The sequence below is a fragment of the Nocardioides dongkuii genome (assembly GCF_014127485.1).
Lineage (GTDB): Bacteria > Actinomycetota > Actinomycetes > Propionibacteriales > Nocardioidaceae > Nocardioides > Nocardioides dongkuii.
This window is the reverse complement of the sequence record NZ_CP059903.1, coordinates 2,719,963-2,743,552: the sequence shown is the minus strand read 5'-3', so window position 1 is coordinate 2,743,552 and position 23,590 is coordinate 2,719,963. Positions and strand designations below refer to the sequence as shown.

General features: G+C 72.5%; 23 protein-coding genes and 1 tRNA gene. 20 read left to right on the top strand and 4 right to left on the bottom strand.

Features of this window, described 5'->3' with window-relative positions:
* Positions 1–45: 45 nt before the first annotated feature.
* The 3 genes from H4O22_RS13225 to H4O22_RS13215 all read right to left on the bottom strand — a co-directional run bounded on the left by H4O22_RS13225 (position 46) and on the right by H4O22_RS13215 (position 4,815).
* Positions 46–678, bottom strand: coding sequence for an acetoacetate decarboxylase family protein (locus tag H4O22_RS13225; protein ID WP_182523851.1), 633 nt, complete (start codon positions 676–678; stop codon positions 46–48).
* A gap of 45 nt (positions 679–723) precedes the next feature.
* Positions 724–900: a DUF6104 family protein gene (locus tag H4O22_RS13220; RefSeq protein WP_182523850.1), complete on the bottom strand. Its 177-nt coding sequence runs from the start codon at positions 898–900 to the stop codon at positions 724–726.
* Between the two features lie 129 nt (positions 901–1,029).
* Complete coding sequence (locus tag H4O22_RS13215) at positions 1,030–4,815, bottom strand: multifunctional oxoglutarate decarboxylase/oxoglutarate dehydrogenase thiamine pyrophosphate-binding subunit/dihydrolipoyllysine-residue succinyltransferase subunit (protein ID WP_220451162.1); 3,786 nt, start codon at positions 4,813–4,815, stop codon at positions 1,030–1,032.
* Between the two features lie 176 nt (positions 4,816–4,991).
* Between H4O22_RS13215 and H4O22_RS13210 the strand changes: the two genes are divergently transcribed.
* Both H4O22_RS13210 and H4O22_RS13205 read left to right on the top strand, forming a co-directional pair.
* Positions 4,992–5,636, top strand: a complete 645-nt coding sequence (locus H4O22_RS13210; RefSeq protein WP_182523849.1) for a hypothetical protein — start codon at positions 4,992–4,994, stop codon at positions 5,634–5,636.
* Entirely contained in the window at positions 5,633–6,565 is a 933-nt protein-coding gene (locus tag H4O22_RS13205) for an LCP family protein (RefSeq protein ID WP_182523848.1), read from the top strand. The genes H4O22_RS13210 and H4O22_RS13205 overlap by 4 nt, the downstream gene beginning before the upstream one ends.
* Before the next feature lie 61 nt (positions 6,566–6,626).
* On the opposite strand, the gene H4O22_RS13200 is transcribed toward H4O22_RS13205, so the two are convergent.
* Positions 6,627–6,699 (bottom strand) — tRNA-Arg (locus tag H4O22_RS13200).
* Between the two features lie 80 nt (positions 6,700–6,779).
* Between H4O22_RS13200 and argS the strand changes: the two genes are divergently transcribed.
* From argS to H4O22_RS13110, 18 genes are all read left to right on the top strand, one after another.
* Positions 6,780–8,435, top strand: coding sequence for an arginine--tRNA ligase (gene argS, locus H4O22_RS13195; RefSeq protein ID WP_182523847.1), 1,656 nt, complete (start codon positions 6,780–6,782; stop codon positions 8,433–8,435).
* 7 nt (positions 8,436–8,442) lie between these two features.
* Positions 8,443–9,840, top strand: coding sequence for a diaminopimelate decarboxylase (gene lysA, locus H4O22_RS13190; protein WP_182523846.1), 1,398 nt, complete (start codon positions 8,443–8,445; stop codon positions 9,838–9,840).
* Positions 9,840–11,150, top strand: coding sequence for a homoserine dehydrogenase (locus tag H4O22_RS13185; protein ID WP_182523845.1), 1,311 nt, complete (start codon positions 9,840–9,842; stop codon positions 11,148–11,150). The genes lysA and H4O22_RS13185 overlap by 1 nt, the downstream gene beginning before the upstream one ends.
* The gene (thrC, locus tag H4O22_RS13180) at positions 11,147–12,235 is read left to right on the top strand and encodes a threonine synthase (RefSeq protein ID WP_182523844.1); all 1,089 of its coding nucleotides are present in this window, start codon (positions 11,147–11,149) and stop codon (positions 12,233–12,235) included. The genes H4O22_RS13185 and thrC overlap by 4 nt, the downstream gene beginning before the upstream one ends.
* Positions 12,236–12,243: 8 nt before the next feature.
* Complete coding sequence (thrB, locus tag H4O22_RS13175) at positions 12,244–13,077, top strand: homoserine kinase (protein WP_244962962.1); 834 nt, start codon at positions 12,244–12,246, stop codon at positions 13,075–13,077.
* Between the two features lie 438 nt (positions 13,078–13,515).
* The gene (gene rho / locus H4O22_RS13170) at positions 13,516–15,543 is read left to right on the top strand and encodes a transcription termination factor Rho (RefSeq protein ID WP_182523843.1); all 2,028 of its coding nucleotides are present in this window, start codon (positions 13,516–13,518) and stop codon (positions 15,541–15,543) included.
* 97 nt (positions 15,544–15,640) lie between these two features.
* Positions 15,641–16,012: a response regulator transcription factor gene (locus H4O22_RS13165; RefSeq protein WP_182523842.1), complete on the top strand. Its 372-nt coding sequence runs from the start codon at positions 15,641–15,643 to the stop codon at positions 16,010–16,012.
* A gap of 120 nt (positions 16,013–16,132) precedes the next feature.
* Positions 16,133–16,348 carry a 50S ribosomal protein L31 gene (gene rpmE / locus H4O22_RS13160; protein WP_182523841.1) on the top strand — a complete coding sequence of 72 codons (216 nt, stop codon included), beginning with the start codon at positions 16,133–16,135 and terminating at the stop codon, positions 16,346–16,348.
* 85 nt (positions 16,349–16,433) lie between these two features.
* The gene (gene prfA, locus H4O22_RS13155; RefSeq protein WP_182523840.1) at positions 16,434–17,507 is read left to right on the top strand and encodes a peptide chain release factor 1; all 1,074 of its coding nucleotides are present in this window, start codon (positions 16,434–16,436) and stop codon (positions 17,505–17,507) included.
* The gene (gene prmC, locus H4O22_RS13150; RefSeq protein ID WP_182523839.1) at positions 17,504–18,355 is read left to right on the top strand and encodes a peptide chain release factor N(5)-glutamine methyltransferase; all 852 of its coding nucleotides are present in this window, start codon (positions 17,504–17,506) and stop codon (positions 18,353–18,355) included. Before prfA ends, prmC begins: the two co-directional genes overlap by 4 nt.
* Positions 18,356–18,359: 4 nt before the next feature.
* Positions 18,360–19,019 (top strand): L-threonylcarbamoyladenylate synthase, encoded by a 660-nt coding sequence (locus H4O22_RS13145; RefSeq protein ID WP_182523838.1) that lies wholly within the window; start codon positions 18,360–18,362, stop codon positions 19,017–19,019.
* Positions 19,020–19,024: 5 nt separating this feature from the next.
* Entirely contained in the window at positions 19,025–20,176 is a 1,152-nt protein-coding gene (locus H4O22_RS13140; RefSeq protein ID WP_182523837.1) for an MraY family glycosyltransferase, read from the top strand.
* A 121-nt stretch (positions 20,177–20,297) separates the two neighbouring features.
* Complete coding sequence (locus H4O22_RS13135; protein ID WP_182523836.1) at positions 20,298–20,771, top strand: hypothetical protein; 474 nt, start codon at positions 20,298–20,300, stop codon at positions 20,769–20,771.
* Between the two features lie 29 nt (positions 20,772–20,800).
* On the top strand, positions 20,801–21,040 hold the full coding sequence (locus tag H4O22_RS13130; RefSeq protein ID WP_182523835.1) for an AtpZ/AtpI family protein: 240 nt from the start codon (positions 20,801–20,803) through the stop codon (positions 21,038–21,040).
* A 22-nt stretch (positions 21,041–21,062) separates the two neighbouring features.
* On the top strand, positions 21,063–21,866 hold the full coding sequence (gene atpB, locus H4O22_RS13125) for a F0F1 ATP synthase subunit A (RefSeq protein WP_342356049.1): 804 nt from the start codon (positions 21,063–21,065) through the stop codon (positions 21,864–21,866).
* 78 nt (positions 21,867–21,944) lie between these two features.
* Positions 21,945–22,163 (top strand): ATP synthase F0 subunit C, encoded by a 219-nt coding sequence (locus tag H4O22_RS13120; RefSeq protein ID WP_153324497.1) that lies wholly within the window; start codon positions 21,945–21,947, stop codon positions 22,161–22,163.
* Positions 22,164–22,190: 27 nt separating this feature from the next.
* A complete protein-coding gene (locus tag H4O22_RS13115; protein ID WP_182523834.1) occupies positions 22,191–22,736 on the top strand; it encodes a F0F1 ATP synthase subunit B in 546 nt (181 codons plus the stop codon).
* Positions 22,736–23,551 carry a F0F1 ATP synthase subunit delta gene (locus H4O22_RS13110; protein ID WP_182523833.1) on the top strand — a complete coding sequence of 272 codons (816 nt, stop codon included), beginning with the start codon at positions 22,736–22,738 and terminating at the stop codon, positions 23,549–23,551. Before H4O22_RS13115 ends, H4O22_RS13110 begins: the two co-directional genes overlap by 1 nt.
* Positions 23,552–23,590: the final 39 nt, after the last annotated feature.

The window sequence follows — 23,590 nt, the reverse complement described above, 5'->3', positions numbered from 1 at the left end:
GACCGGTGAATCTTCCCCCCAGCGCGACCGCGGGCCGGCGACCGGTCAGGCGAAGGACATCCGGAACCCGGCCATCCGGAACGACGCCAGCGGCCGGTGGCCGGCGAGCCAGCCGAGCGGTCCGTCCGGGGCGAACTCCCAGGTGCCGCGGCACGGCAGCGCCTTGCCGGAGCCGCGCAGCTGGGCGGTGGCGGGCTCGGTGTGGTCGTCGATCGGCGGCTGCCAGGTGCTGCCGCGGAACGGCGTACGCAGCGTGGCGCGGGAGACGTCGGTGAAGCGGGCGTGCGCAACCGGCTGCCGCTCGATCGAGGTCGACCACTCCGTGCGGGTCACCGGCCCGCGGTAGCTGGACTCCAGGGCGAAGTCGCACAGCCCCTTCGGGATCGCCCAGAGCCCACGGCCGCCGGCCACCGAGGCGGGGGAGTCGACCCAGATGTCGGTGATGCTGACCGCCCGGGACCCGCCCTCGGGGCGGACCGGACGGGCGACGAGCAGCTCGGAGTAGGTCAGCGGACTGCCCGCCTCGTAGGAGACGAACGCGGCGCCGTAGAGCCCGGCGGGCCGGAGCTCGTCGACCGGCTCCCGCAACCGGAACAGTGAGAGCCAGAGCTGGCCCACCATGTTCCACGGGGCCGGCGGGTACTCCACGTCGTACGCCGGGTCTGCGGGGCTCGTCATGTGCTCACCCTAGGCGGGTCGGACGGGCTGCGGGGCCGGTCCGGCTCAGTCCTCGGGATCGTCGAGCCGGGCCAGCCAGGTGGCCAGCCGCTCGACGGCCGACTCGTGCTCCGGGTAGGCGTCGGTGAACGCCTGGAGCTGCTCGGCGAGCCACGCCAGGGTGACCTCCTCGTCGCCCCGACGTCGCTGCAGCTCCTCGATGCCGCGGTCGGTGAAGTACATCTGCCCTCCTGTCTACGTCCCCGGCGCTGCTTCCCGGCTCACCGGGTCTCGACACGCGGGTCACGGCCTCGCAGGCTCGGCCGTGCCGCTCGCTCGACCACCACCGACGGGTCCGCTGTCGCGTCCCCGTCAGGCGAAGGCCTGCTCGAGGAGCTCCTTCTGCTCGGCCTGGTGCCGCTTGACCGTGCCGACCGCGGGCGACGACGACTCGGGCCGGGTGACCGGCACGACCTTGGCGTCGACCTCGGGCCAGGCGTTGAGCGCGTAGTGCGGCCACGGGCCCATGTTGCGGGGCTCGTCCTGCACCCAGCGCACCTCCTTGAGGTGCGGGTAGCGCGCGATCTCGGCCTGGATGTCGTCGAGCGGACGCGGGTAGAGCTGCTCGATCCGCCCGATCGCGAACCGCTCGCCGTTCTCCCGCTTGGCGCGATCCACCATCAGGTCCCAGGTGACGCGCCCCGAGCACAGCAGCAGGACCTCGACCTTGTCCGGGTCCGCCTGCGCGTCGGTGATGAACGGGCGGAAGGACCCGGAGGTGAAGTCCTCGGGCTGCGAGGCGGCCTCCTTGCGCTTGAGCATCGACTTCGGCGTGAAGACGATCAGCGGCCGGTGCTTCTCCCCGAGCGAGTGCTGGCGCAGCAGGTGGAAGTACGACGCCGGCGTGCTGGGCTGGGCGACCACGAACGCCTCGTCGGCCGCCATGGTGAGGAAGCGCTCGATGCGTGCCGAGGAGTGGTCGGCGCCCTGGCCCTCGTAGCCGTGCGGCAGCAGCAGCACGACACCCGACTGCTGGCTCCACTTGCTCTCGCCGGCGGTGATGAACTCGTCGATCACCGTCTGCGCGCCGTTGACGAAGTCGCCGAACTGCGCCTCCCACAGCACCAGCGCCTCGGGGCGGGCGACGGAGTAGCCGTACTCGAACCCGAGCGCGGCGTACTCCGAGAGCAGCGAGTCGTAGATGTAGAACCGGGCCTGGTCCTCGGTGAGCGAGGACAGCGGCGTCCACTCGTCGGCGTTGAGCCGGTCGATGATGGTGCCGAACCGGGACACGAACGTCCCGCGCCGGGAGTCCTGGCCGGCCAGGCGGACCGGCCGGCCCTCCATCAGCAGCGAGCCGAGCGCGAGGATCTCGCCGGTGCCCCAGTCGATCGGGCCGGCAGTGATCGCCTGCGCGCGCCGCTGCAGCTGCGGCATCACCTTGGGGTGCACGGTGAAGCCCGGCGGCGGGGTGACGTAGGCGTCCGCCATCCGCTTGAGGTAGTCGACCGGGACGGCGGTCTGCGCGTCGCCCGCCGGCTTGTCCGGGTAGTCGGGGACCGTGGTCCACTCCGAGGGCTGGGTGCTGGCCTCGCGCACCTCGGTGAAGACCCGCTCGAGCTGCTGCTGGTAGTCGCGCAGGACCTGCTCGGCCTCCTCGACGGTGATGTCGCCGCGGCCGATCAGGGACTCGGTGTAGAGCTTGCGGACCGAGCGCTTCTGCTCGATGAGGTCGTACATCAGCGGCTGCGTGTACGACGGGTCGTCGCCCTCGTTGTGACCGCGCCGGCGGTAGCAGACCAGGTCGATGACGACGTCCTTGTTGAACGTCTGGCGGTACTCGAACGCGAGCCGTGCCACCCGGATGCAGGCCTCGGGGTCGTCGCCGTTCACGTGGAAGATCGGCGCCTGGACCATCCGCGCGACGTCGGTGGCGTACAGCGAGGAGCGCGAGGACCCCGGCGAGGTGGTGAAGCCGACCTGGTTGTTGACGACCACGTGGATGGTGCCGCCGGTGCGGTAGCCGCGCAGCTGGCTGAGGTTGAGCGTCTCGGCGACCACGCCCTGGCCGGCGAACGCCGCGTCGCCGTGGACGAGCAGCGGCAGCACCGGGTAGTCGGCGCCACGGTCGAGCACGTCCTGCTTGGCGCGCGCGATGCCCTCCAGGACCGGGTCGACCGCCTCGAGGTGCGAGGGGTTGGCGGCCACGGAGACCTTGACGGTCTCACCCGACCCGGAGACGAACTCGCCCTCGGCGCCGAGGTGGTACTTCACGTCGCCCGAGCCCTGCACGGTGCGCGGGTCGATGTTGCCCTCGAACTCGCGGAAGATCTGCGAGTACTTCTTACCGACGATGTTGGCGAGCACGTTGAGCCGGCCACGGTGGGCCATGCCGATGCAGACCTCGTCGAGGCCCGACTCGGCGGCGGCCTCGCAGATCTCGTCGAGCACCGGGACCGTGGTCTCGCCGCCCTCGAGGCTGAAGCGCTTCTGGCCGACGAACTTGGTCTGCAGGAAGGTCTCGAAGGCCTCGGCCTGGTTGAGCTTCAGCAGGATCCGGAGCTGCTCCTCGCGGGGCGGCTTGGAGTGCGGCTGCTCGACCCGCTCCTGGACCCACTGGCGCTGCTCGGGGTCCATGATGTGCATGTACTCGATGCCGGTGGTGCGGCAGTAGGAGTCGCGCAGGATCCCGAGGATCTGGCGCAGCTTCATGAACCGCCGGCCCTCGCCGCCGAACGAGCCGGTGGCGAACTCACGGTCGAGGTCCCACAGCGTGAGGCCGTGCGACTCGATCTCGAGGTCGGGGTGGCTGCGCTGGCGGTACTCCAGCGGGTCGGTGTCGGCCATCATGTGGCCGCGCACCCGGTAGGCGTGGATCAGCTCGAGGATCCGTGCCTGCTTGCTGATCTCGTCGTCGTGGGACGCGGTGATGTCGTTGGACCAGCGGATCGGCTCGTAGGGGATCCGCAGCGACCGGAAGATCTCGTCGTAGAAGTCGTCCTGGCCCAGCAGCAGCTGGTGCACGCGCTTGAGGAACTCACCCGACTGGGCGCCCTGGATGACCCGGTGGTCGTACGTCGAGGTCAGCGTCATGACCTTGGAGATCGCGTTGCGGGCGATCGCGTCCTCGGAGGCGCCCTGCCACTCCGGCGGGTACTCCATCGCGCCGACGCCGATGATCGCGCCCTGGCCCTTCATCAGGCGGGGGACCGAGTGGCTGGTGCCGATGCCGCCGGGGTTGGTCAGCGAGATCGAGGTGCCCTGGAAGTCGGTGACACCGAGCTTGCCGTCGCGGGCCTTGCGGACGATGTCCTCGTAGGCGGTCCAGAAGCCCGCGAAGTCCATGACCTCGGCGCCCTTGATGCTCGGCACGAGCAGCTGGCGGCTGCCGTCGGGCTTGGGGACGTCGATCGCCAGGCCGAGGTTGATGTGCGCGGGGGTGACCAGGTTCGGCTTGCCGTCGCGGACCTCGAAGCCGTTGTTCATCTCCGGCATCGACTTCACGGCCTTGACCAGCGCGTAGCCGATCAGGTGGGTGAAGGAGACCTTGCCGCCGCGCGCGCGGGCGAGGTGGTTGTTGATGACGGTGCGGTTGTCCCAGAGCAGCTTCACGGGCACCGAGCGCACCGACGTCGCCGTGGGCACCTCGAGGGAGGCGTCCATGTTCTGGGCGGTGCGCGCCGGGGCGCCGCGCAGGACGGTGTAGGTCGGCTCGCTCTTCGCGGGCTCGGCGTCGGTCGGCCCGGCGTCCTTCGCGGAGTCCTTGGCGGTGGCCTTGGCGGTGGCCTTGGCGGCGGGCTCCGCGGCCTTCGCGGCCGGCTTCGCGGCCGGCTTCGCGGCCTGCTTGGGGGGCTCCGCGGCCCTCTTCTCCGCCGCGGGCTTGGCAGCCGGCTTCTCGGCGGCCTTCTCCGGAGCCTTCTCCGCCGCCGGGGCGGCCTGCGGCGCCTTCGCGGGAGCGGACGCGCCGGCGCCGTTCGCGCCACCGGTGCCGTTCCCGGACTTGAAGAACGCGGCCCACGTGGGATCGACGCTCCCCGGGTCGGCCTGGTACTGGTCGTACATCTCCTCGACCAGCCACTCGTTCGCACCGAACTCGTCGGACGGGGGACCCGAGTGGGGGGACTGCTGAGGAGACTGGTTGCCTGGGGACTGCGGCACGACTTGCTTCGCCTCTTCCGATGAGCGCGCGTGGATGGGTTTCCGGTGCCCCAGGCTAGTCCCCCACGCCAGCAATTGCAGGGGTCCGGGGCGCCAGTCGGACAGGCTGTCGTGCGTTGTACGTCACGACGCCGCGCCGCTGCCCATCGTACCGACGACCCGAGGAGCCCCGCACCATGACGACGACCCGACGGTGGAGCCGTGCGAGCGCTGCGGCAGCCCTCGTCCTGGCGCTCGTGGCGAGCGCCTGCAGCGGCGACGACGGGGACGACGACGAGGAGCCCGGCGCCCCCGCGAGCCCCCCGGCCGCGGCCGCCGGCGTCGAGACCACCGCGACGATCGGGCGGGTCAGCGGCAGCAGGCTCCCCGGACCGCGGAAGAAGCAGGTCCGCGACCAGGTCACGAAGGTCCTCGACCCCTGGATCGACGCGGCGTACGTCGGGGGCACCTGGCCGCGCTCGGACTTCGACGACGCGTTCCGCGGGTTCACCCGCGGCGCGCGCCGGGACGCGCGCGCCGACCTCGACCTGATGAGCAACGCCGACATCGGCGAGCGGGTCGACTCGGTGACCGCCACGCGCCGCCGGCTCCGGCTCGACGTGCTGGCCGTCGCCGGCCGGGCCGTCGGGGTCACCGCCCGCGTGCACCTGGCCTTCCGCACCACCGGCGAGGTCGAGCGCCGGGAGTCGGTGCGCGGCCGGCTGTTCCTGACCCGGGGCGAGGACGGCTGGCGGGTCTTCGGCTACGACCTCTCCGCGGGCACCGTCGGTCCCCGGGGCGCCACCAACGGCAAGAACGACACGAGGGGGAGCACCCGATGAGCGGCACGACGACCTACCTGGGACGTCAGCGGGTCCGCCGGGCCCTGCGCACGGTGGCGCTGGCCTGCGTGCTGGGGGTGGCGGCCCTGGTCGTGCCCGACTCGGCGCCGCACTCCGAGCAGGTCTCGCTGGTCAAGGTCGACCGCGCGGCCGGGGTCGACGTCGACCCCGACGTGGTGTGGATCCTGGCCGTCGGCTCCGACGCACGCCCGGGGGAGCAGATGAACCGCACCCGCGGCGACGCCCTCCAGCTGGTCGGCATGGACACCCGCACGGGGGCCGCGACGACGATCGGCATCCCGCGGGACTCCTGGGTCCCGATCCCGGGCCACGGCTCCAGCCGGGTCAACGCCGCGCTCACGTACGGCGGCCCGCAGCTGCTCGGCGAGACCGTCGGGGACCTGGTGGGGATCACGCCGGACTACGTGTTCGTGACCCGCTTCCCGTTCTTCGAGGACCTGGTCGACGACATCGGCGGCATCGAGGTCCGCAACCCGCGGCCGTTCTCCGACGTGAACCTCAAGGACGACGGGTTCCGCGCGGGCCGGATCCACCTCAACGGCTACGACGCGATGGCCTTCGCCCGGATCCGCAAGACCCTGGCGGGCGGCGACTTCGACCGCTCCGCCAACCAGCAGATCGTGCTGCGCGGCATCCACGCGAAGGTGCGGGGGCGCGCCGACGAGAGCGGCTTCATCGAGCGCGGCGTGCTGAGCGTGATGGAGCACCTCTACACCGACCTGCCGCCGGCCGAGCTGTTCCGGCTGGCCCAGGCCGTCGCCCAGGTGGACCCGGGCAGGATCACCGGCTGCGTGCTCCCGGGGAGCATCGGCAACGTGGGCGGCGCGAGCGTGGTGCTGCCGAACGTGACCACCGCGCGGCGGTACGGCGACCTGGCGCGCCGGGACGCGACGATCGAGCGCTGCTGAGGCGGTCTCCGGACCCACGTGACGTGGGTCCGGACCGGTGGATCGGCCGGTGATCTAGGAGTGCCTCCGGCAGGATTCGAACCTGCGACACCTGGTACCGGAAACCAGTGCTCTATCCCCTGAGCTACGGAGGCAAGCGCTCAGTGAGCGCGGTCGAACCGTACCTGCCCTGGTCCGTGCGAGGGAAACCGGTCCCCGCCGATACGCTGGTGGGGTGACTCCCGCGCAGCTCTCCACGACCATCGTCGACGGCCTCACGGCCCTCGTCGAGCAGGGCGTCCTCGCCCTGCCCGACGGCGTCCCCGCGGAGGTCACGGTGGAGCGACCGCGGCAGAAGGGCCACGGCGACTACGCCACCAACGTGGCCCTCCAGCTGGCGAAGAAGGCCGGCACCAACCCGCGGGCGCTCGGCGAGCTGCTCGCCGAGCAGCTGCGCGCCGCCGACGGGATCGCCGGCGTCGAGGTCGCGGGCCCCGGCTTCCTCAACATCAGCGTCGAGGCGGGCGCCCAGGGCCTGGTCGCGGCCGACATCGTCGCGGCGGGGGACTCCTACGGCCACACCCGGACGCTGGCCGGCCAGCGGATCAACGTCGAGTTCATCTCTGCCAACCCGACCGGCCCGCTCCACCTCGGCCACACCCGCTGGGCGGTGCTCGGCGACGCGGTCGCCCGGGTGCTCGCGGCCGCCGGCGCCGAGGTCGCCCGGGAGTTCTACATCAACGACCGCGGCGTGCAGATGAACCACTTCGCCGAGTCGATCATCGCGGCCGGCCTCGGGGACCCGACGCCCGAGGGCGGGTACGCCGGCGCCTACATCGCCGACCTGGCCAAGGCGGTCGAGGCGGCCAGCCCCGGGATCTTCGCGCTCCCCGCCGAGGAGCGGCTGGCGGCGGTGCGGGCGAAGGGCTACGAGCTGCAGCTCGCCGAGCAGCGCGAGCAGCTCGAGGCCTTCAACACCCACTTCGACGTGTGGTTCTCGGAGCTGTCGCTGCACGAGTCCGGCTCGGTCCCGGAGACGCTCGCGCACCTCAAGGAGCTCGGCCACGTCTACGAGGAGGGCGGCGCGCTGTGGATGCGCACCACCGACTTCGGCGACGACAAGGACCGGGTGCTGATCAAGTCCGACGGCGAGCTGACCTACTTCGCCTCCGACACGGCGTACTACCTGAACAAGCGCGAGCGCGGCTTCGACCGCTGCATCTACATGCTCGGCGCCGACCACCACGGGTACGTCGGGCGGCTGCGGGCGATGGCGGCGTGCGTCGGCGACGACCCGGACCAGACGCTCGAGGTCCTGATCGGGCAGCTGGTCAAGATCCTGCGCGACGGCGAGGAGCTCCGGCTCTCCAAGCGGGCCGGGACGATGGTGACCCTCGAGGAGCTGTCCGACGAGATCGGCGTCGACGCGCTGCGCTACTCGCTGGCGCGCTACCCCGCGGACTCCCCGCTGGTGCTCGACGTCGCCGAGATCACCCGGCAGTCCAACGACAACCCGGTCTTCACCGTCCAGTACGCCCACGCGCGGGTCGCGAGCCTGCTGCGCAACGCCACCGACCTGGGCGTCGAGGCCGCGTCGCACCCCGAGCTGCTCACGCACGAGAAGGAGGGGCTGCTGCTGCGGGCCCTCGCGGAGTTCCCGCGCGTCGTCGCCAGCGCGGCCGAGCTGCGCGAGCCGCACCGGGTGGCGCGCTACCTCGAGGAGCTGGCCGGCACCTACCACCGCTTCTACGACGTCTGCCGGGTGCTGCCGATGGGCGACGAGGAGACCACCGACCTGCACCGGGCCCGGCTGCTGCTCGTGCAGGCGACGCGCACGGTCCTCGCCAACGGTCTGGGGCTGCTCGGGGTCTCCGCGCCCGAGCGGATGTGACCGGCCGATGACCCACGAAGCCGGCTGGGCGCACGCGCCCGGCGCCCTCCGGGGGCCGTCGTGGCTGCGCGAGCCGGAGGACCCCGACGCCCTCGTGGCGCACCTGTGGTCCTCGACCGCGCACAAGGTCGACGGCGTGCTGCACGTCGGCGGGGCGGCGGTGGCCGACGTGGTCGCCGAGCACAACACCCCGGCGTACGTGCTCGACGAGGCGGACTTCCGGGCCCGGGCCCGCGCCTTCCGCGACGCGTTCTCGGCCTACGAGGTCTTCTACGCCGGCAAGGCGTTCCTGTGCACCGCCGTCGCGCGGTGGGTGCAGGAGGAGGGGCTCAGCCTCGACATCTGCTCGAACGGCGAGCTCAGCGTGGCGCTGCGGGCCGGCTTCGACCCGGCCCGGATCGGCCACCACGGCAACAACAAGTCGGTCGCCGAGCTGCGCCGCGCGATCGCGGTGGGCGTCGGGCGGATCGTCGTCGACTCGCTCCAGGAGCTCGAGCGGATCGAGATGATCACCGCGGAGACGGGGCTGCGCGCCCGCGTGATGATCCGGGTCACCGCCGGCGTGGAGGCGCACACCCACGAGTACATCGCGACCGCCCACGAGGACCAGAAGTTCGGCTTCTCGATCACCTCCGGCGACGCCTTCGAGGCGGTACGCCGCGCGGAGGCGGCCCCGGGCATCGACCTGCTCGGGCTGCACTCCCACATCGGCAGCCAGATCTTCGACTCCTCCGGCTTCGAGGTCGCGGCCCGGCGGGTGCTCGCCCTGCACGCGCGGGTCTCCGAGGAGCTCGGCGTGACGATGCCCGAGATGGACCTCGGCGGCGGCTTCGGCATCGCCTACACGACCCAGGACGACCCCGCCGACCCCGCGCAGCTGGCCACCGAGATGACCAAGATCGTCGAGCACGAGTGCCGCGCGCTCGGCGTCCCCGAGCCGCGCCTGTCGATCGAGCCGGGCCGCGCCATCGTCGGCCCCGCCATGTGCACGGTCTACACCGTCGGCACGGTCAAGCCGGTCCGCCTCGACGGGGGCGCGGTGCGTACCTACGTCTCCGTCGACGGCGGGATGAGCGACAACATCCGCACCGCCCTGTACGACGCCGACTACTCCTGCACGCTCGCCTCCCGCTCCTCCGCGGCGCCGCCGGTGCTGTCGCGGGTGGTCGGCAAGCACTGCGAGGCCGGGGACATCGTGGTCAAGGACGAGTTCCTGCCCGGCGACGTCGCCCCCGGCGACCTGGTCGCGGTCCCCGGCACCGGCGCGTACTGCCGCTCGATGGCCTCCAACTACAACCACGCACTGCGGCCGCCGGTGATCGCGGTGCGGGACGGCGTGGCGCGCGTCCTCGTGCGCCGCGAGACTGAGGACGACCTGCTCGCGACGGACATGGGTGATTCTTGATGGAGGGCGCGAAGCCGCTCAAGGTGGCGGTGCTGGGCTGCGGCTCGGTGGGCTCGCAGGTGGTGCGGCTGCTCCAGGAGCAGGCCGGGGACCTGACGGCGCGCGTGGGCGCGCCGGTCGAGCTCGTCGGCGTCGCCGTACGACGACTGGACGCGACGCGTGAGGTCGAGGTGCCCGACGGGCTGCTGACCACCGACGCCGAGGCGCTCGTCGCCCGCGACGACGTGGACCTGGTCGTCGAGGTGATCGGCGGCATCGAGCCGGCGCGGTCGCTGATCCTGTCCGCGCTCGAGCACGGTGCGAGCGTCGTGACCGCCAACAAGGCGCTGCTGGCCGAGGACGGCCCGACGCTGTTCGAGGCCGCGGAGAAGCACGGCCGCGACCTCTACTACGAGGCCGCCGTCGCCGGCGCGATCCCGATCCTGCGGCCGCTGCGCGAGTCGCTGGCCGGTGACCGGGTCACCCGGGTGCTCGGCATCGTCAACGGCACCACGAACTTCATCCTCGACAAGATGGACACCGCCGGCAGCGGCTTCGCCGAGGCGCTGGAGGAGGCCCAGGAGCTGGGGTACGCCGAGGCGGACCCCACCGCCGACGTCGAGGGCTTCGACGCCGCTGCCAAGGCCGCGATCCTCGCCTCGCTCGCCTTCCACTCCCGGGTCACCGCCTCCGACGTGCACCGCGAGGGCATCTCCGAGGTCACCGCCGCCGACGTGCAGTCCGCACGCGACATGGGCGCCGTGGTCAAGCTGCTCGCGATCTGCGAGCTCCGCCCCGGGCCCGGGGGAGAGGACGCGGTCGCCGTGCGGGTGCACCCCGCGATGATCCCGCGGTCGCACCCGCTGGCGTCGGTCCGCGAGGCCTACAACGCGGTCTTCGTCGAGTCCGAGGCCGCGGGCCAGCTGATGTTCTACGGGCCGGGCGCCGGCGGCTCGCCCACCGCGTCCGCGGTCCTCGGCGACCTGGTCACCGTCGCGCGCAACACCCTCGCCGGCACCCGCGGCGCCGGGGAGTCGGCGTACGCCGACCGCGCGGTGCTGCCGATGGGGGAGACCCGCACCCGCTACCACGTGGCGATCGACGTCGAGGACCGCGCCGGCGTGCTGGCCCAGGTCGCGCTGGCCTTCGCCGAGCACGACGTGTCCATCCAGACGGTCCGCCAGGAGGGCCGGGACCTCGACGCGCAGCTCGTCGTGGTCTCCCACGAGGCCACCGACGCCCAGCTGAGCGCCACCGTGGACCACCTGCGGGGCATGGAGATCGTGCGCGAGGTCACCTCGGTGATGCGCGTCGAAGGAGACGCCGAATGAGCACCACGGCCGTGCCGACCCGCACCCACCAGTGGCGCGGGGTGATCGAGGAGTACCGCGACCTGCTGGAGATCCCCGCGGGCACCGCCGCGGTGACGCTCCGCGAGGGCGGCACCCCGCTGGTCCACTCCGAGTGGCTCTCCGGGCTGACCGGGGCCGAGGTCTGGCTCAAGGTCGAGGGCGACAACCCGACCGGCTCGTTCAAGGACCGCGGCATGACCGCCGCGATCTCGGTCGCCAAGCACGACGGCGCCGAGGCGGTCGTCTGCGCCTCCACCGGCAACACGTCCGCGTCGATGGCGGCGTACGCCGCGAAGGCCGGGCTCAAGCCGCTGGTGCTGGTGCCGGAGGGCAAGATCGCCGCCGGCAAGATGGCGCAGGCGATCCTGCACGGCGCCCAGGTGATCATGGTGCGCGGCAACTTCGACAACTGCCTGATGCTCGCCAAGGGCCTGGCCTGGGACTACCCGGTCGCGCTGGTGAACTCGGTGAACCCGGTGCGGCTCGAGGGCCAGAAGACCGCGGCGTTCGAGATCGTCGACTTCCTCGGCGACGCCCCCGACTACCACCTGCTGCCGGTCGGCAACGCCGGCAACATCTCGGCGTACTGGCTCGGCTACGGGCAGTACGCCGACCTCGGGGTCGCCACCAAGCGGCCGGTCATGCGCGGCTTCCAGGCCGAGGGCGCGGCGCCGCTGGTGACCGGCGAGCCGTTCCCCGACCCCGAGACCCGTGCGACGGCGATCCGGATCGGCAACCCCGCGTCCTGGAAGCTGGCCGAGGCCGCCCGCAACGAGTCCGGCGGGTCCTTCGAGTCGGTCAGCGACGACCAGATCCTCTCCGCCCAGCGCGAGCTGGCCTGCCACGACGGCGTCTTCGTGGAGCCGGCGTCGGCCGCGGGGATCGCCGGGCTGCTCCAGCAGCTGGCCGCGGGGGAGTCCTACGCCGGCAAGCAGGTGGTCGTCACCGTCACCGGCCACGGGCTCAAGGACACCGTCACCGCGCTCGAGGGGTTCGGCGCGCTCGTCGACACCGTCGTCGACGCCGACGTGACCGCCGCGGCCGAGGCCGCGGGTCTCGCCTGAGCGCGTCGATGCCCGATCCCCTCGCCGGCTTCGTCACCGGACCCGTCCGGGTCTCCGTGCCGGCCACCTCGGCCAACCTCGGTCCCGGCTTCGACTCGCTCGGCCTCGCGCTCGACCTGCGCGACGAGCTCGAGGGCGAGGTGCTGCCCGACGGCCTCGTCGTCGAGGTCCGCGGCGCCGGGGCGGACGCCGTACCCCTCGACGAGCAGCACCTGGTCGTCCGCGCCCTGCGCGCGGCGTTCGACGTCCTCGGCGGCCAGCCGCCGGGGCTCCGCCTGACCTGCGCGAACGTCGTCCCGCACGCCCGGGGGCTCGGCTCGTCGTCCGCCGCCATCGTCGGGGGCGTGGCGCTCGCCCGTGCGCTGGTGACCGACGGGGCCCGGCTGCTCGACGACGACGCCGCGCTCCGGCTGGCCGCCGACCTCGAGGGCCATCCCGACAACGTCGCGCCCGCGCTGCTCGGCGGGTTCGTGATCTCCGGCCGCGAGTCGGGGGAGTGGTACGCCGTCCGCTCGCCCGTCGACGCCCGGCTCGGCGCGGTCGCGTTCGTGCCGCCCGACCCGGTCTCGACCGAGGTCGCCCGCGGGCTGCTGCCGGCCGAGGTGCCGCACGCCGACGCCGCGGCCGACGCGGGACGGGCGGCCCTGCTGGTCGCGGCGCTCGCCGGCCGGCCCGAGCACCTGCTCGCCGCCACCCGCGACTTCCTGCACCAGGCGTACCGCCGCCCGGCCATGCCGGCCACCCTCGACCTGGTGGCGCAGCTGCGGGCCGAGGGGCACGCCGCGGTCGTCTCTCCGGCGCCGGACCCACCGTCCTGGTGCTCGTCGACGGCACCGACGTGACCGGTGTCGAGCGGCTGGTCGGACGCTGCCCCGAGGGCTGGGCCGTGCACCGCCTCGGGCTCGACCCGCGCGGCGCCGTCGTCCTCGGCTGACCGGCCGCCGCCGCGCTCCACCGGCTGTCACGCGGTGTCCACCACTGTGGTGCGGTGCTGCAGCACCGCGGTACAGCTGCGAACACCGCGTGACAGCGGACAATGCCATCCGCCCGTCGTCCGCAGCCGGGTGGGGAGCTGGTGGTACATTGACGCCGCGCCGCTCAGCTCGGCGTGGTACCTCACCGGACCTCCTCCTGGACGTTCCCCGGGTGCCCACCCTCTCCTTCACCGTGCGGGACACCGCAGCACACCCCCGCGTGCCTCGAGCACGGCGGCGGGAGGGTCCGACCAGCAGCCGTGTCGCCCGCCGGGCGCACGGCACTTTACGTGGGAAGGACCTCACGTGACCGAGACCATCGACTCCTCGTCCGCTGCTCCCGAGCCGTCCGGCTCGGCGCCCAAGAAGCGCGGCGCGGGACTGAACTCCATGCTCCTCGCCGACCTCAAGGGCCTCGCCGGGAGCATGGGGATCGCCGGCGCCGGCGGGATGCGCAAGGCGCAGCTCGTCGACGCGATCAAGTCCGCGCAGGCCGGTACCGCCGGCAGCCGCCCGGCTCGTACGACGGAGCAGCCCGCCCAGGACAAGCCCGCCCAGGACAAGCCCGCCCGGGACAAGCCCGCCCAGGACAAGCCCGCCGAGCAGCAGCAGGCCGCGGCGCCCGCGTCGGAGCGTGCGGACCGCCCGGAGAAGCAGGACCAGCCGGAGCCCCAGGCCCAGCAGCCGCGGCGCACCCGCCAGCGGCGCGAGAAGCAGCCCGAGCAGGACACCAGGCAGGACACCGGGCAGGACCAGGCGCCCGACACCAAGCAGGACCAGCGGCCTGCCCAGGCCGAGCAGCAGCGCGAGGAGCGGCAGGCCAAGCGCGACCAGGAGCAGGACCGCCAGCAGCAGCGCGAGCGGCAGGCCAAGCGTGACCAGGACCAGGACCGCCAGCAGCAGCGCGAGCGGCAGGCCAAGCGCGACCAGGACCAGGACCGCCAGCAGGACCGTCAGCAGGACCGTCAGCAGGACCGTCAGCAGGACCGCCAGGGCCACCAGCAGCAGCGCGACCAGGACCAGCGGCGCGACCAGGAGCAGGAGCGCCAGCAGCAGGAGCGGGACGCCGCCGACGACGCCGATGGCCGCGGCCGCAACCGCCGCCGTCGCGGGCGGGACCGCGAGCGTCCCCGCCCGGGGCAGCCGGTGAGCAGCAGCGGGCGCAACGAGCCCGACACCACGATCCTCGAGGACGACGTCCTGGTGCCGGCGGCCGGCATCCTCGACGTGCTCGACAACTACGCGTTCGTGCGGACCAGCGGCTACCTGCCCGGCGCCGACGACGTGTACGTGTCGCTCTCGATGGTGCGCAAGTACGGCCTCCGGCGCGGTGACGCCCTGGTCGGCCAGGTGCGCCAGCCCCGCGAGGGGGAGCGCAAGGAGAAGTTCAACCCGATGGTGCGCATCGACAGCGTCAACGGGGCCGAGCCCGACGCGTCGCGCCACCGCGTCGAGTTCAGCAAGCTGACGCCGCTCTACCCCACGGAGCGGCTGCGCCTCGAGACCGGCCACGACAACCTGATCGGCCGGGTCATCGACATCGTCGCGCCGATCGGCAAGGGCCAGCGCGGCCTGATCGTCTCGCCCGCGAAGGCCGGCAAGACGATGGTCCTGCAGTCGATCGCGAGCTCGATCACGGCCAACAACCCCGAGTGCCACCTGATGGTGGTCCTCGTCGACGAGCGCCCCGAGGAGGTCACCGACTTCGAGCGCTCGGTCAAGGGCGAGGTCATCTCCTCGACGTTCGACCGGCCGCCCGCGGACCACACGATGGTGGCCGAGCTCGCGATCGAGCGGGCCAAGCGGCTCGTCGAGCTCGGGCACGACGTCGTCGTCCTCCTCGACGGCATCACCCGGCTCGGGCGCGCCTACAACCTGGCCGCGCCGGCGAGCGGCCGGATCCTCTCCGGCGGCGTGGACTCCGCGGCGCTCTACCCGCCCAAGAAGTTCTTCGGGGCCGCGCGCAACATCGAGAACGGCGGCTCGCTGACGATCCTGGCGACCGCCCTGATCGAGAGCGGCTCGAAGATGGACGAGGTGATCTTCGAGGAGTTCAAGGGCACCGGCAACATGGAGATCCGGCTGCGCCGGGAGTTCGCGGACAAGCGGCTCTTCCCCGCCATCGACCCGATCCAGTCCGGCACCCGTCGCGAGGAGCTGCTGCTGTCGAAGGAGGAGCTCGCCATCGTCTGGAAGCTGCGCCGGGTGCTCGCCAACCTCGACGGCCAGCAGGCGCTGGAGCTGCTCCTGGAGCGGCTGCGGAAGGCGCAGAGCAACTACGAGTTCCTCACCCAGGTGCAGAAGAGCACGCCGACCGTGGGCGGCGACGACTGAGAGTTGCGTTGTGGACCGGACGACGGCGGCTTGCGGCTAGGCTGCGGCAAGACCATCGCGGGCGCTGCCCGCGGGGATCATGGCAGGAGGAAAATAGGTGGCACGGATCCTGGTCGCGGACGATGACGTCGACATCCGCGAGCTCGTGGAGTTCAAGCTCTCGACGCTCGGGCACGACATCACGGCCGTCTCGGACGGCCAGGCGGCCATCGAGGCCTGCCAGGCCGAGCGGCCCGACCTGGCCGTGCTCGACGTGATGATGCCGGGGGTCTCCGGGCTCGACGCCATCCGCGTCATCCGGGCCGACCCGAGCCTCGCCGACCTGCCGGTCATCCTGCTCACCGCCCGGGCGCAGGAGTCCGACGTCGAGACCGGCTTCGACTCCGGCGCCGACGACTACATCACCAAGCCGTTCAGCCCCCGTGAGCTCGCCTCGCGGGTCGAGGCGCTGCTGTCGCGGTCCCAGTAGACCTCCGGGAATGCCGCCGATTACCCCGGTGTTTCCAGAGGTGGCACACTGCAGTGCTGGTTCCGGTTCACGGCGTCCGCACCGCGCGGCGACGACCCGGCGACTGAGAGGACAAAGGACATGAAGAAGGACATCCACCCCGCGTACGTCGACACCCAGGTGACCTGCACCTGTGGCGCGTCGTTCGTCACCCGCAGCACCGCGACGTCCGGCAAGCTCCACGCCGACGTGTGCTCGCAGTGCCACCCGTTCTACACCGGCAAGCAGAAGATCCTCGACACCGGCGGCCGCGTCGCCCGGTTCGAGGCCCGCTACGCCAAGGCAGCCAAGAAGTAGCTGTCCCCGAGCGCCGGTTCCTGCCCACGGGCGGGGACCGGCGTTCGTCATTTGTCCGTCTCGCCGTACGACCAGAGGAGCCCCCGTGTTCGAGGCCGTCGAGGGCATGCTCGCCGAGCACGCCGCGCTGGAGGCCCAGCTGGGCGCGCCGGAGACGCACGCCGACGCCCGGCTCGCCAAGCGACTCAACCAGCGGTACGCGCAGCTCTCCGCGGTGATCGGCGCCTGGCGCGAGTGGCTGCACCTCGGCGACGAGGTGGGTGCGGCCCAGGAGCTCGCGGGGGAGGACCCGGCCTTCGCCCAGGAGGTCGAGGCGCTGCTCGCGCAGCGCGCGGTCGCCGAGGAGCGGCTGCGCCACCTGCTCGTTCCCCGTGAGGCGACCGACGACAAGGACGCGATCCTCGAGGTCAAGTCCGGCGAGGGCGGCGAGGAGTCGGCGCTGTTCGCCGGCGACCTGCTGCGCATGTACACCCGGTACGCCGAGTCGCGGGGCTGGCGCACCGAGGTGCTCGACGCCACCGAGTCCGACCTCGGCGGCTACAAGTCGGTGACGGTGGCGGTCAAGGCCCGCGGCGCGTCCGAGCCCGGCGAGGCGCCGTACGCGCTGCTGAAGTTCGAGGCCGGCGTGCACCGGGTCCAGCGGGTGCCGGTCACCGAGTCGCAGGGCCGGGTGCACACCAGCGCCGCCGGCGTCCTGGTGCTGCCCGAGGCCGAGCAGGTCGACGTCGAGATCAACGACAACGACCTGCGCATCGACGTCTACCGCAGCAGCGGGCCCGGCGGCCAGAGCGTGAACACCACCGACTCGGCCGTCCGGATCACCCACGTCCCCACCGGCATCGTGGCCAGCTGCCAGAACGAGAAGAGCCAGCTGCAGAACAAGGAGCAGGCGATGCGCATCCTGCGTGCCCGGCTGCTCGCCGCCGCCCAGGAGGCCGCCGACGCCGAGGCGAGCGACGTACGCCGCAGCCAGGTCCGCACCGTCGACCGGTCCGAGCGGATCCGCACCTACAACTTCGCCGAGAACCGGATCTCCGACCACCGCACCGGCTACAAGGCCTACAACCTCGACCAGGTCCTGGACGGCGACCTCCAGCCGGTGCTGGCGTCCTGCGTGCGGGCCGACCTCGAGGCCCGCCTCGAGGCGCTCGAGCAGTGAGGGAGCGGCGCACGGCCCGCGACCTGCTCCGCTCGGCGGTCGAGTGCCTCCGGGCGGCGGAGGTCCCGAGCCCCGAGCACGACGCCGGCGCGCTGCTCGCCCACGTCCTGGGCACCGAGCGCTCCCGGCTCTTCCTCGTCGAGCAGGTCGCCCCCAGCGCCGTGGAGGAGTACGACGCGCTGGTCGCGCGCCGCGCGAAGCGCGAGCCGCTGCAGCACCTCACCGGGGTGGCGTACTTCCGGCACACCGAGCTCCAGGTGGGTCCCGGCGTGTTCGTGCCGCGGCCCGAGACCGAGCTGCTCGCCGGGTGGGCGGTCGACCGCGCCCGCGAGCACGACGAGGCCGTCGTCGTCGACCTGTGCACCGGGTCGGGGGCGATCGCCCGCGCGGTGGCGACCGAGGTGCCCGGCGCGCGGGTGCACGCCGTCGAGCTGGATCCCGCCGCGCACGCCTGGGCCGAGCGCAACCTCGCCGGCACCGGCGTCGACCTGCGCCTCGGCGACCTCGCGGACGCGTTCGAGGACCTCGCCGGCACCGTCGACGTGGTCGTCTGCAACCCGCCGTACATCCCCCTGGACGCGTGGGAGTCGGTCGCGGCCGAGGCGCGCGACCACGACCCCCACCTGGCGCTGTTCTCCGGCGACGACGGCCTCGAGGCGATGCGGGTGCTGGAGCGGCGCGCGGCCCTGCTGCTGCGCGGCGGGGGAGTGGTGGGCGCCGAGCACGCCGACCTCCAGGGCGAGTCGGCGCCGGCGGTCTTCAGCGGCACCGGACGCTGGCGCGACGTGCGCGACCACCCCGACCTGGCCGGTCGCCCGCGCTTCCTGACGGCGCGACTGGCACGATGATCCCGTGACCGAGCGCTACTCCACCGCCTCCGACGACGAGCGGGAGGCCGCGGTCGAGGCCGCCAGCCTGGCCGTCCAGCGCGGCGAGCTCGTGGTGCTCCCCACCGACACCGTGTACGGCGTGGGGGCCGACGCCTTCGACCCCGCCGCGGTCCGCGCGCTGCTCACCGCGAAGGGCCGGGGCCGCGAGATGCCCCCGCCCGTGCTGGTCAGCTCGGCGACGACGCTCGACGCGCTGGCGACGCGGGTCCCGGACTACGCCCGGGCGCTGGTGGAGGAGTTCTGGCCGGGGCCCCTGACGCTGGTGTGCCACCAGCAGACCTCCCTGCAGTGGGACCTCGGCGACACCCGCGGCACCGTCGCCGTCCGGATGCCCGACCACCCGGTGGCGCTGGAGGTCCTCGAGCGCACCGGCCCGCTCGCCGTCAGCTCGGCCAACCGCACCGGCATGCCCGCCGCCACCGACGCCGACCAGGCCGAGGAGATGCTCGGCGAGGCGGTCGCGGTCGTCGTCGACGCGGGGGAGTCCCCGGGGGGCGAGGCCTCCACGATCGTGGACTGCACCGGCACCCAGGGCCGGGTCCTGCGGCGCGGCGCCCTCGACCTCGCGACCCTGAACGCCGTGCTCGAGCCGCTCGGGGCGATGCTCACGGACGAGGGCTAGCCGGAGTGCGCGAGTACGTCCTGGTCTTCCTCGTCGCCGCCGTGGTGACCTACCTGCTCACGGTGATCGCGCGCGAGATCGCGCTGCGCACCGGCGCGGTCGCGAGGGTGCGCGACCGCGACGTGCACGACGAGCCGATCCCCTACCTCGGCGGGCTGGCGATGCTCGGCGGCCTGGTGGCGGCGTACCTGGTCGCGCGCGAGCTGCCCTTCCTCTCCCTCGGCGGCCCGTTGGTGTTCCGGGACGCCGGCGTGGTGCTGATCGCCGGGGCGCTGATCTGTGCGGTGGGGGTGCTCGACGACCTCTTCGAGCTCGACGCGCTCACCAAGCTCGGCGGCCAGGTCCTGGCCGCGGCGTTCCTCATCGGCTTCCAGATCCAGTACGTCTTCTTCCCCTGGACCGACGGCCAGCAGTTCTCGCTGGACGCCGCCCAAGGGGCGCTGCTGACCGGGTTCGTCGTCGTCGCGACCGTCAACGCGGTGAACTTCGTCGACGGCCTGGACGGCCTGGCCGCGGGCGTGGTCGGCATCGGGGCGATCGCGTTCTTCGTCTTCTCCTACGAGCTGACCCGGCTCAACAGCGCCGACCGGGCGACCACGGCAGCGCTGCTGAGCGTGTGCCTCGCCGGCGCCTGCCTGGGGTTCCTGGTGCACAACTTCCACCCGGCGCGGCTGTTCATGGGCGACAGCGGCTCGATGCTGATCGGGCTGGTGCTCTCCGCGAGCGCGGTGACGCTGACCGGCCAGTTCTCCGGCTCGCAGCTGAGCCAGGGCGGGGCCGGGGCCCAGGCGAGCCTGCTGCCCACGCTGCTGCCGCTGCTGCTGCCCGTCTCGATCCTGCTGGTGCCGCTGCTCGACCTGGTGCTGGCCGTCGTCCGCCGCACCCGGGCCGGGCGCTCGCCGTTCGCCCCGGACAAGGAGCACCTGCACCACCGGCTCCTGGAGATCGGCCACTCCCAGCGTCGCGCGGTGGCGATCATGTGGCTCTGGGCGGCGCTCGTGGCCTTCGGCACCGTGCTCGCCAGCCTGTACGCCGGCCCGGCGATCTGGATCTCGCTGGCGGCGGCGACCGCGGTGACCGTCGGGCTGACCTTCCTGCTGCCGGTGCTGCACAAGCCCCGGGTGCTCGAGGTGCTCGACGAGGCCCCCGAGTCCTGACCGGACGTACCCGGCCCTGGATCGTTCCAGTTCGGCCCGTCCCGGACTTTGTGATAGTTTTCACGAGCGGCCCGAGAAGGGCCGCTGACGACCGCGAACCCCACCGAGAACGGCCGCCGGCATGACGACCCAGAGCACCCGCAGCTCCCCGCGGAGCCGCCGCAGCGGCGGCGCGGTGATCCTGCTCGGTGCCGGGCTCGGCGCCCTCGCGGTGGGTCTCCTCGGCGCGGCCGCGGGCGCCCTCTTCGGCGGCGCCCAGGCTGCCCTCGGCGCCCTCGTGGGCGCCGCGCTCGGGGTGGGCGTGCTCGCCTTCGGTGCGGCCACGGTGCACGTCGTCGCGGGCCTGCTGCCGTCGGCCTCGCTGCTGGTGGCGCTGATGACCTACGCGCTCCAGCTGCTCCTCGTGCTGGTGGTGCTGGCGGCCCTCGACGACTCCGCGGTGATGGGGGAGACCCTGTCGCGCGAGTGGCTCGCCGGGTCGCTCATCGTCTCGGTCCTCGCCTGGGTCGTCGCGCAGGTCGTGATGGCCACGCGCGTGCGGATCCCGACGTACGACGATCCGTCGACGACGGGTCGGGCCGGTGGTGAATCGTGAGCCCCCAGCCTGCTAGGGTCCGGACCGCAATGAGTCAGCAGGGGCGGTCGGATGCTCCCGAGGACACGCCCAAGGACGACCCTTGGCAGGCATTCAGCCAGATCGTCGCGGGCGTGCTCCTCTACGGCGGCCTCGGCTGGTTGGCGGATCGCTGGCTGGACACGTCGTACCTCGTGGCCGTCGGGATCGTCATCGGTGCCGGGCTGAGCCTCTACATGGTCCTGAAGCGGTTCGGCCACCACGCGCCGCCGACATTCCCCGAGAAGTGACGTACATGAAGGAGACACGGCGTTGATCGCTGGCAACCTCGCAGCCGCGCTCGTCCCGCTGGCCGGTGGCGGTGGCTTCACCCCGCCCGGCCCGGCGGACTTCGACCTGCCCCCGATCTTCGGCGGAGTCACCAAGCCGATGGTCATGGTGGTCCTCTCCGCGGTGCTGATCTTCGCGGTCACCTACGCCATGTCGCGCAAGGCCGAGCTCGTCCCCGGTCGCCTGCAGTACGCCGGGGAGTGGGCCTACGGCGGTGTCCGCAACGGCATCGCCCGCGACATCATCGGCGCCGAGCACTACATGAAGTTCGTGCCGTACCTGTTCACGCTCTTCGCCTTCGTGCTGGTGAACAACTACTTCGGCCTGGTGCCGCTGATCCAGTTCCCGACGTTCTCGCACTCCGGGTACGCCTACGGCCTGGCTCTGCTGAGCTGGCTGCTCTACAACGGCGTCGGCATCTGGAAGCACGGTCCGCTGGGCTACCTCAAGCACACCTGTGTGCCCGCCGGCGTCCGCGGCCCGGTGCTGCTGCTGATCGCACCCCTGGAGTTCCTCTCCAACATCCTGGTCCGCCCGGTCACGCTGGCCCTGCGTCTGTTCGCGAACATGTTCGCCGGCCACCTGCTGCTGATCCTGTTCGCGCTCGGTGGCGAGTACCTCCTCTTCGACGCGTTCTCACCCATCAACGCGGTCGGCGGCGTGCTCGCCTGGGTGATGTTCTTCGGTGTCTCGGTCCTGGAGCTGCTGGTCATGTTCCTCCAGGCCTACGTCTTCACCCTGCTGACCGCCATGTACGTCTCAGGTGCTGTCGCCGACGAGCACTGAGCAGCGCACTGTGCCCGTCGGGCATCGTGAGCACCACGAATCTGTTGCAGTACCAAACCGAAAGGAACACTCACCGTCATGAATGGTGACATCAACGGCTCGCTCAACATGCTCGGCTACGGCATCGCCACGATCGGCCCCGCGCTGGCCGTGGGCCTGATCTTCGCGGCCTACATCAACGGCGTCGCCCGTCAGCCCGAGGCCCAGTCGCGCCTGCAGTCGATCGCGATCCTCGGGTTCGCGCTCGCCGAGGCGCTCGCGATCATCGGCATCGCGCTCGCCTTCGTCCTTTCCTGACGCGCGACCCTCAGACCGGAGTGACCCATGCGTGAATCGATCCAGGCGGCGGAGGAGCTGAATCCGCTCATCCCGCACGTCTCGGAGATCATCCTGGGGGCAGCCGTCTTCCTGGTGCTGCTCGCAGCGATCTGGAAGTTCGTCGTCCCCAACTTCGAGCGCGGGTTCGCAGAGCGGACCAAGGCGATCGAGGGCGGACTCTCCGCCGCCGAGACCAAGCAGGCCGAGGCCGACGCCAAGCTCGCCGAGCTCGAGCAGCGGCTTGCCGACGCTCGGCACGAGGCGGCTCGGATCCGCGAGGAGGCCCGCGAGCAAGGGGCCGCCATCGTGTCCGAGATGCGCGAGCAGGCCCAGACCGAGGCTGCCCGGATCGTCGACCACGGCAAGGCGCAGATCGAGGCGGAGCGCCAGCAGGCGGTCACCTCGCTCCGTGCCGAGGTCGGCACCCTGGCCACGACGCTGGCCGGCCGGATCATCGGCGAGAGCCTCGACGACGACGCGCGCCAGTCGCGGGTCGTGGAGCGGTTCCTCGCCGACCTCGAGGCCGGCACGCCCGGGAGCGGGGTCAACTGATGAGCCTGCGCGGTGCCTCGGCCGACGCCTTCGCGGCGCTCGACGCCGAGCTGGAGACGGCCCTCGGCTCGGCCAGCGGAGCGTCGGTGTCGAAGGTCGGCGACGACCTCTTCGCCGTCTCGGTGACGCTGCGCTCCGAGGGGGCACTGCGTCGGTTCGCCTCCGACGGCTCGATCCCGACCGAGGCCAAGACCGGCCTGGTCCGGGAGGTCTTCGGTGGCAAGATCGACGAGATCACGCTGGGCCTGCTGAGCACGGCCGTCTCCCACAAGTGGACGGCCACCCGCGACCTCGCCGACACCCTCGAGCACCTCGGTGTCGTCGCGATCGTCCGCTCCGCGGGTCCCGACGCGGGTCGGCTCAGCGACGAGCTCTTCGAGCTCGCCCAGCTGGTCAAGAAGCACCCGGAGCTGCGCGACGCGCTCTCCGACCCGGTGCGCTCGCTCGAGGACAAGGCGGCGCTGGTGCACGGGCTGCTCGACGGCCGGGCGCTCCCGGCCACGACCACCCTGGCCGTCAAGGCGCTCTCCGGCACCCACCGCACGGTGGGCGTCGCGCTCGAGCAGTTCCAGCGGACCGCCGCGGAGGTGCACGGCCAGGGCGTTGCCACGGTCCGTGCCGCCCGCGAGCTGTCCGGACCCGAGCGGGAGCGCCTCCAGCAGGCGCTGACGCAGCAGTACGGCCGTCGGGTCCACCTCAACCTCGTCGTCGACCCGAGCGTCCTCGGCGGCATCCGCGTCGAGATCGGTGACGACGTCATCGACGGGACGGTCTCCAGCCGGCTCGACGACGCGCGCCGCCGGCTCGTGGGCTGACCCCACACCACCCAGACCTGAGCAGAGACAAGAGAGAAG

Excerpts from the sequence above, each read along its gene's own strand:
- H4O22_RS13225 (WP_182523851.1), bottom strand. The coding sequence starts at position 678 with ATGACGAGCCCCGCAGACCCGGCGTACGACGTGGAGTACCCGCCGGCC.
- H4O22_RS13220 (WP_182523850.1), bottom strand. The coding sequence starts at position 900 with ATGTACTTCACCGACCGCGGCATCGAGGAGCTGCAGCGACGTCGGGGC.
- H4O22_RS13210 (WP_182523849.1), top strand. The coding sequence starts at position 4,992 with ATGACGACGACCCGACGGTGGAGCCGTGCGAGCGCTGCGGCAGCCCTC.
- H4O22_RS13205 (WP_182523848.1), top strand. The coding sequence starts at position 5,633 with ATGAGCGGCACGACGACCTACCTGGGACGTCAGCGGGTCCGCCGGGCC.
- lysA (WP_182523846.1), top strand. The coding sequence starts at position 8,443 with ATGACCCACGAAGCCGGCTGGGCGCACGCGCCCGGCGCCCTCCGGGGG.
- H4O22_RS13185 (WP_182523845.1), top strand. The coding sequence starts at position 9,840 with ATGGAGGGCGCGAAGCCGCTCAAGGTGGCGGTGCTGGGCTGCGGCTCG.
- thrC (WP_182523844.1), top strand. The coding sequence starts at position 11,147 with ATGAGCACCACGGCCGTGCCGACCCGCACCCACCAGTGGCGCGGGGTG.
- thrB (WP_244962962.1), top strand. The coding sequence starts at position 12,244 with ATGCCCGATCCCCTCGCCGGCTTCGTCACCGGACCCGTCCGGGTCTCC.
- rpmE (WP_182523841.1), top strand. The coding sequence starts at position 16,133 with ATGAAGAAGGACATCCACCCCGCGTACGTCGACACCCAGGTGACCTGC.
- H4O22_RS13135 (WP_182523836.1), top strand. The coding sequence starts at position 20,298 with ATGACGACCCAGAGCACCCGCAGCTCCCCGCGGAGCCGCCGCAGCGGC.
- H4O22_RS13130 (WP_182523835.1), top strand. The coding sequence starts at position 20,801 with ATGAGTCAGCAGGGGCGGTCGGATGCTCCCGAGGACACGCCCAAGGAC.
- H4O22_RS13120 (WP_153324497.1), top strand. The coding sequence starts at position 21,945 with ATGAATGGTGACATCAACGGCTCGCTCAACATGCTCGGCTACGGCATC.
- H4O22_RS13115 (WP_182523834.1), top strand. The coding sequence starts at position 22,191 with ATGCGTGAATCGATCCAGGCGGCGGAGGAGCTGAATCCGCTCATCCCG.
- H4O22_RS13110 (WP_182523833.1), top strand. The coding sequence starts at position 22,736 with ATGAGCCTGCGCGGTGCCTCGGCCGACGCCTTCGCGGCGCTCGACGCC.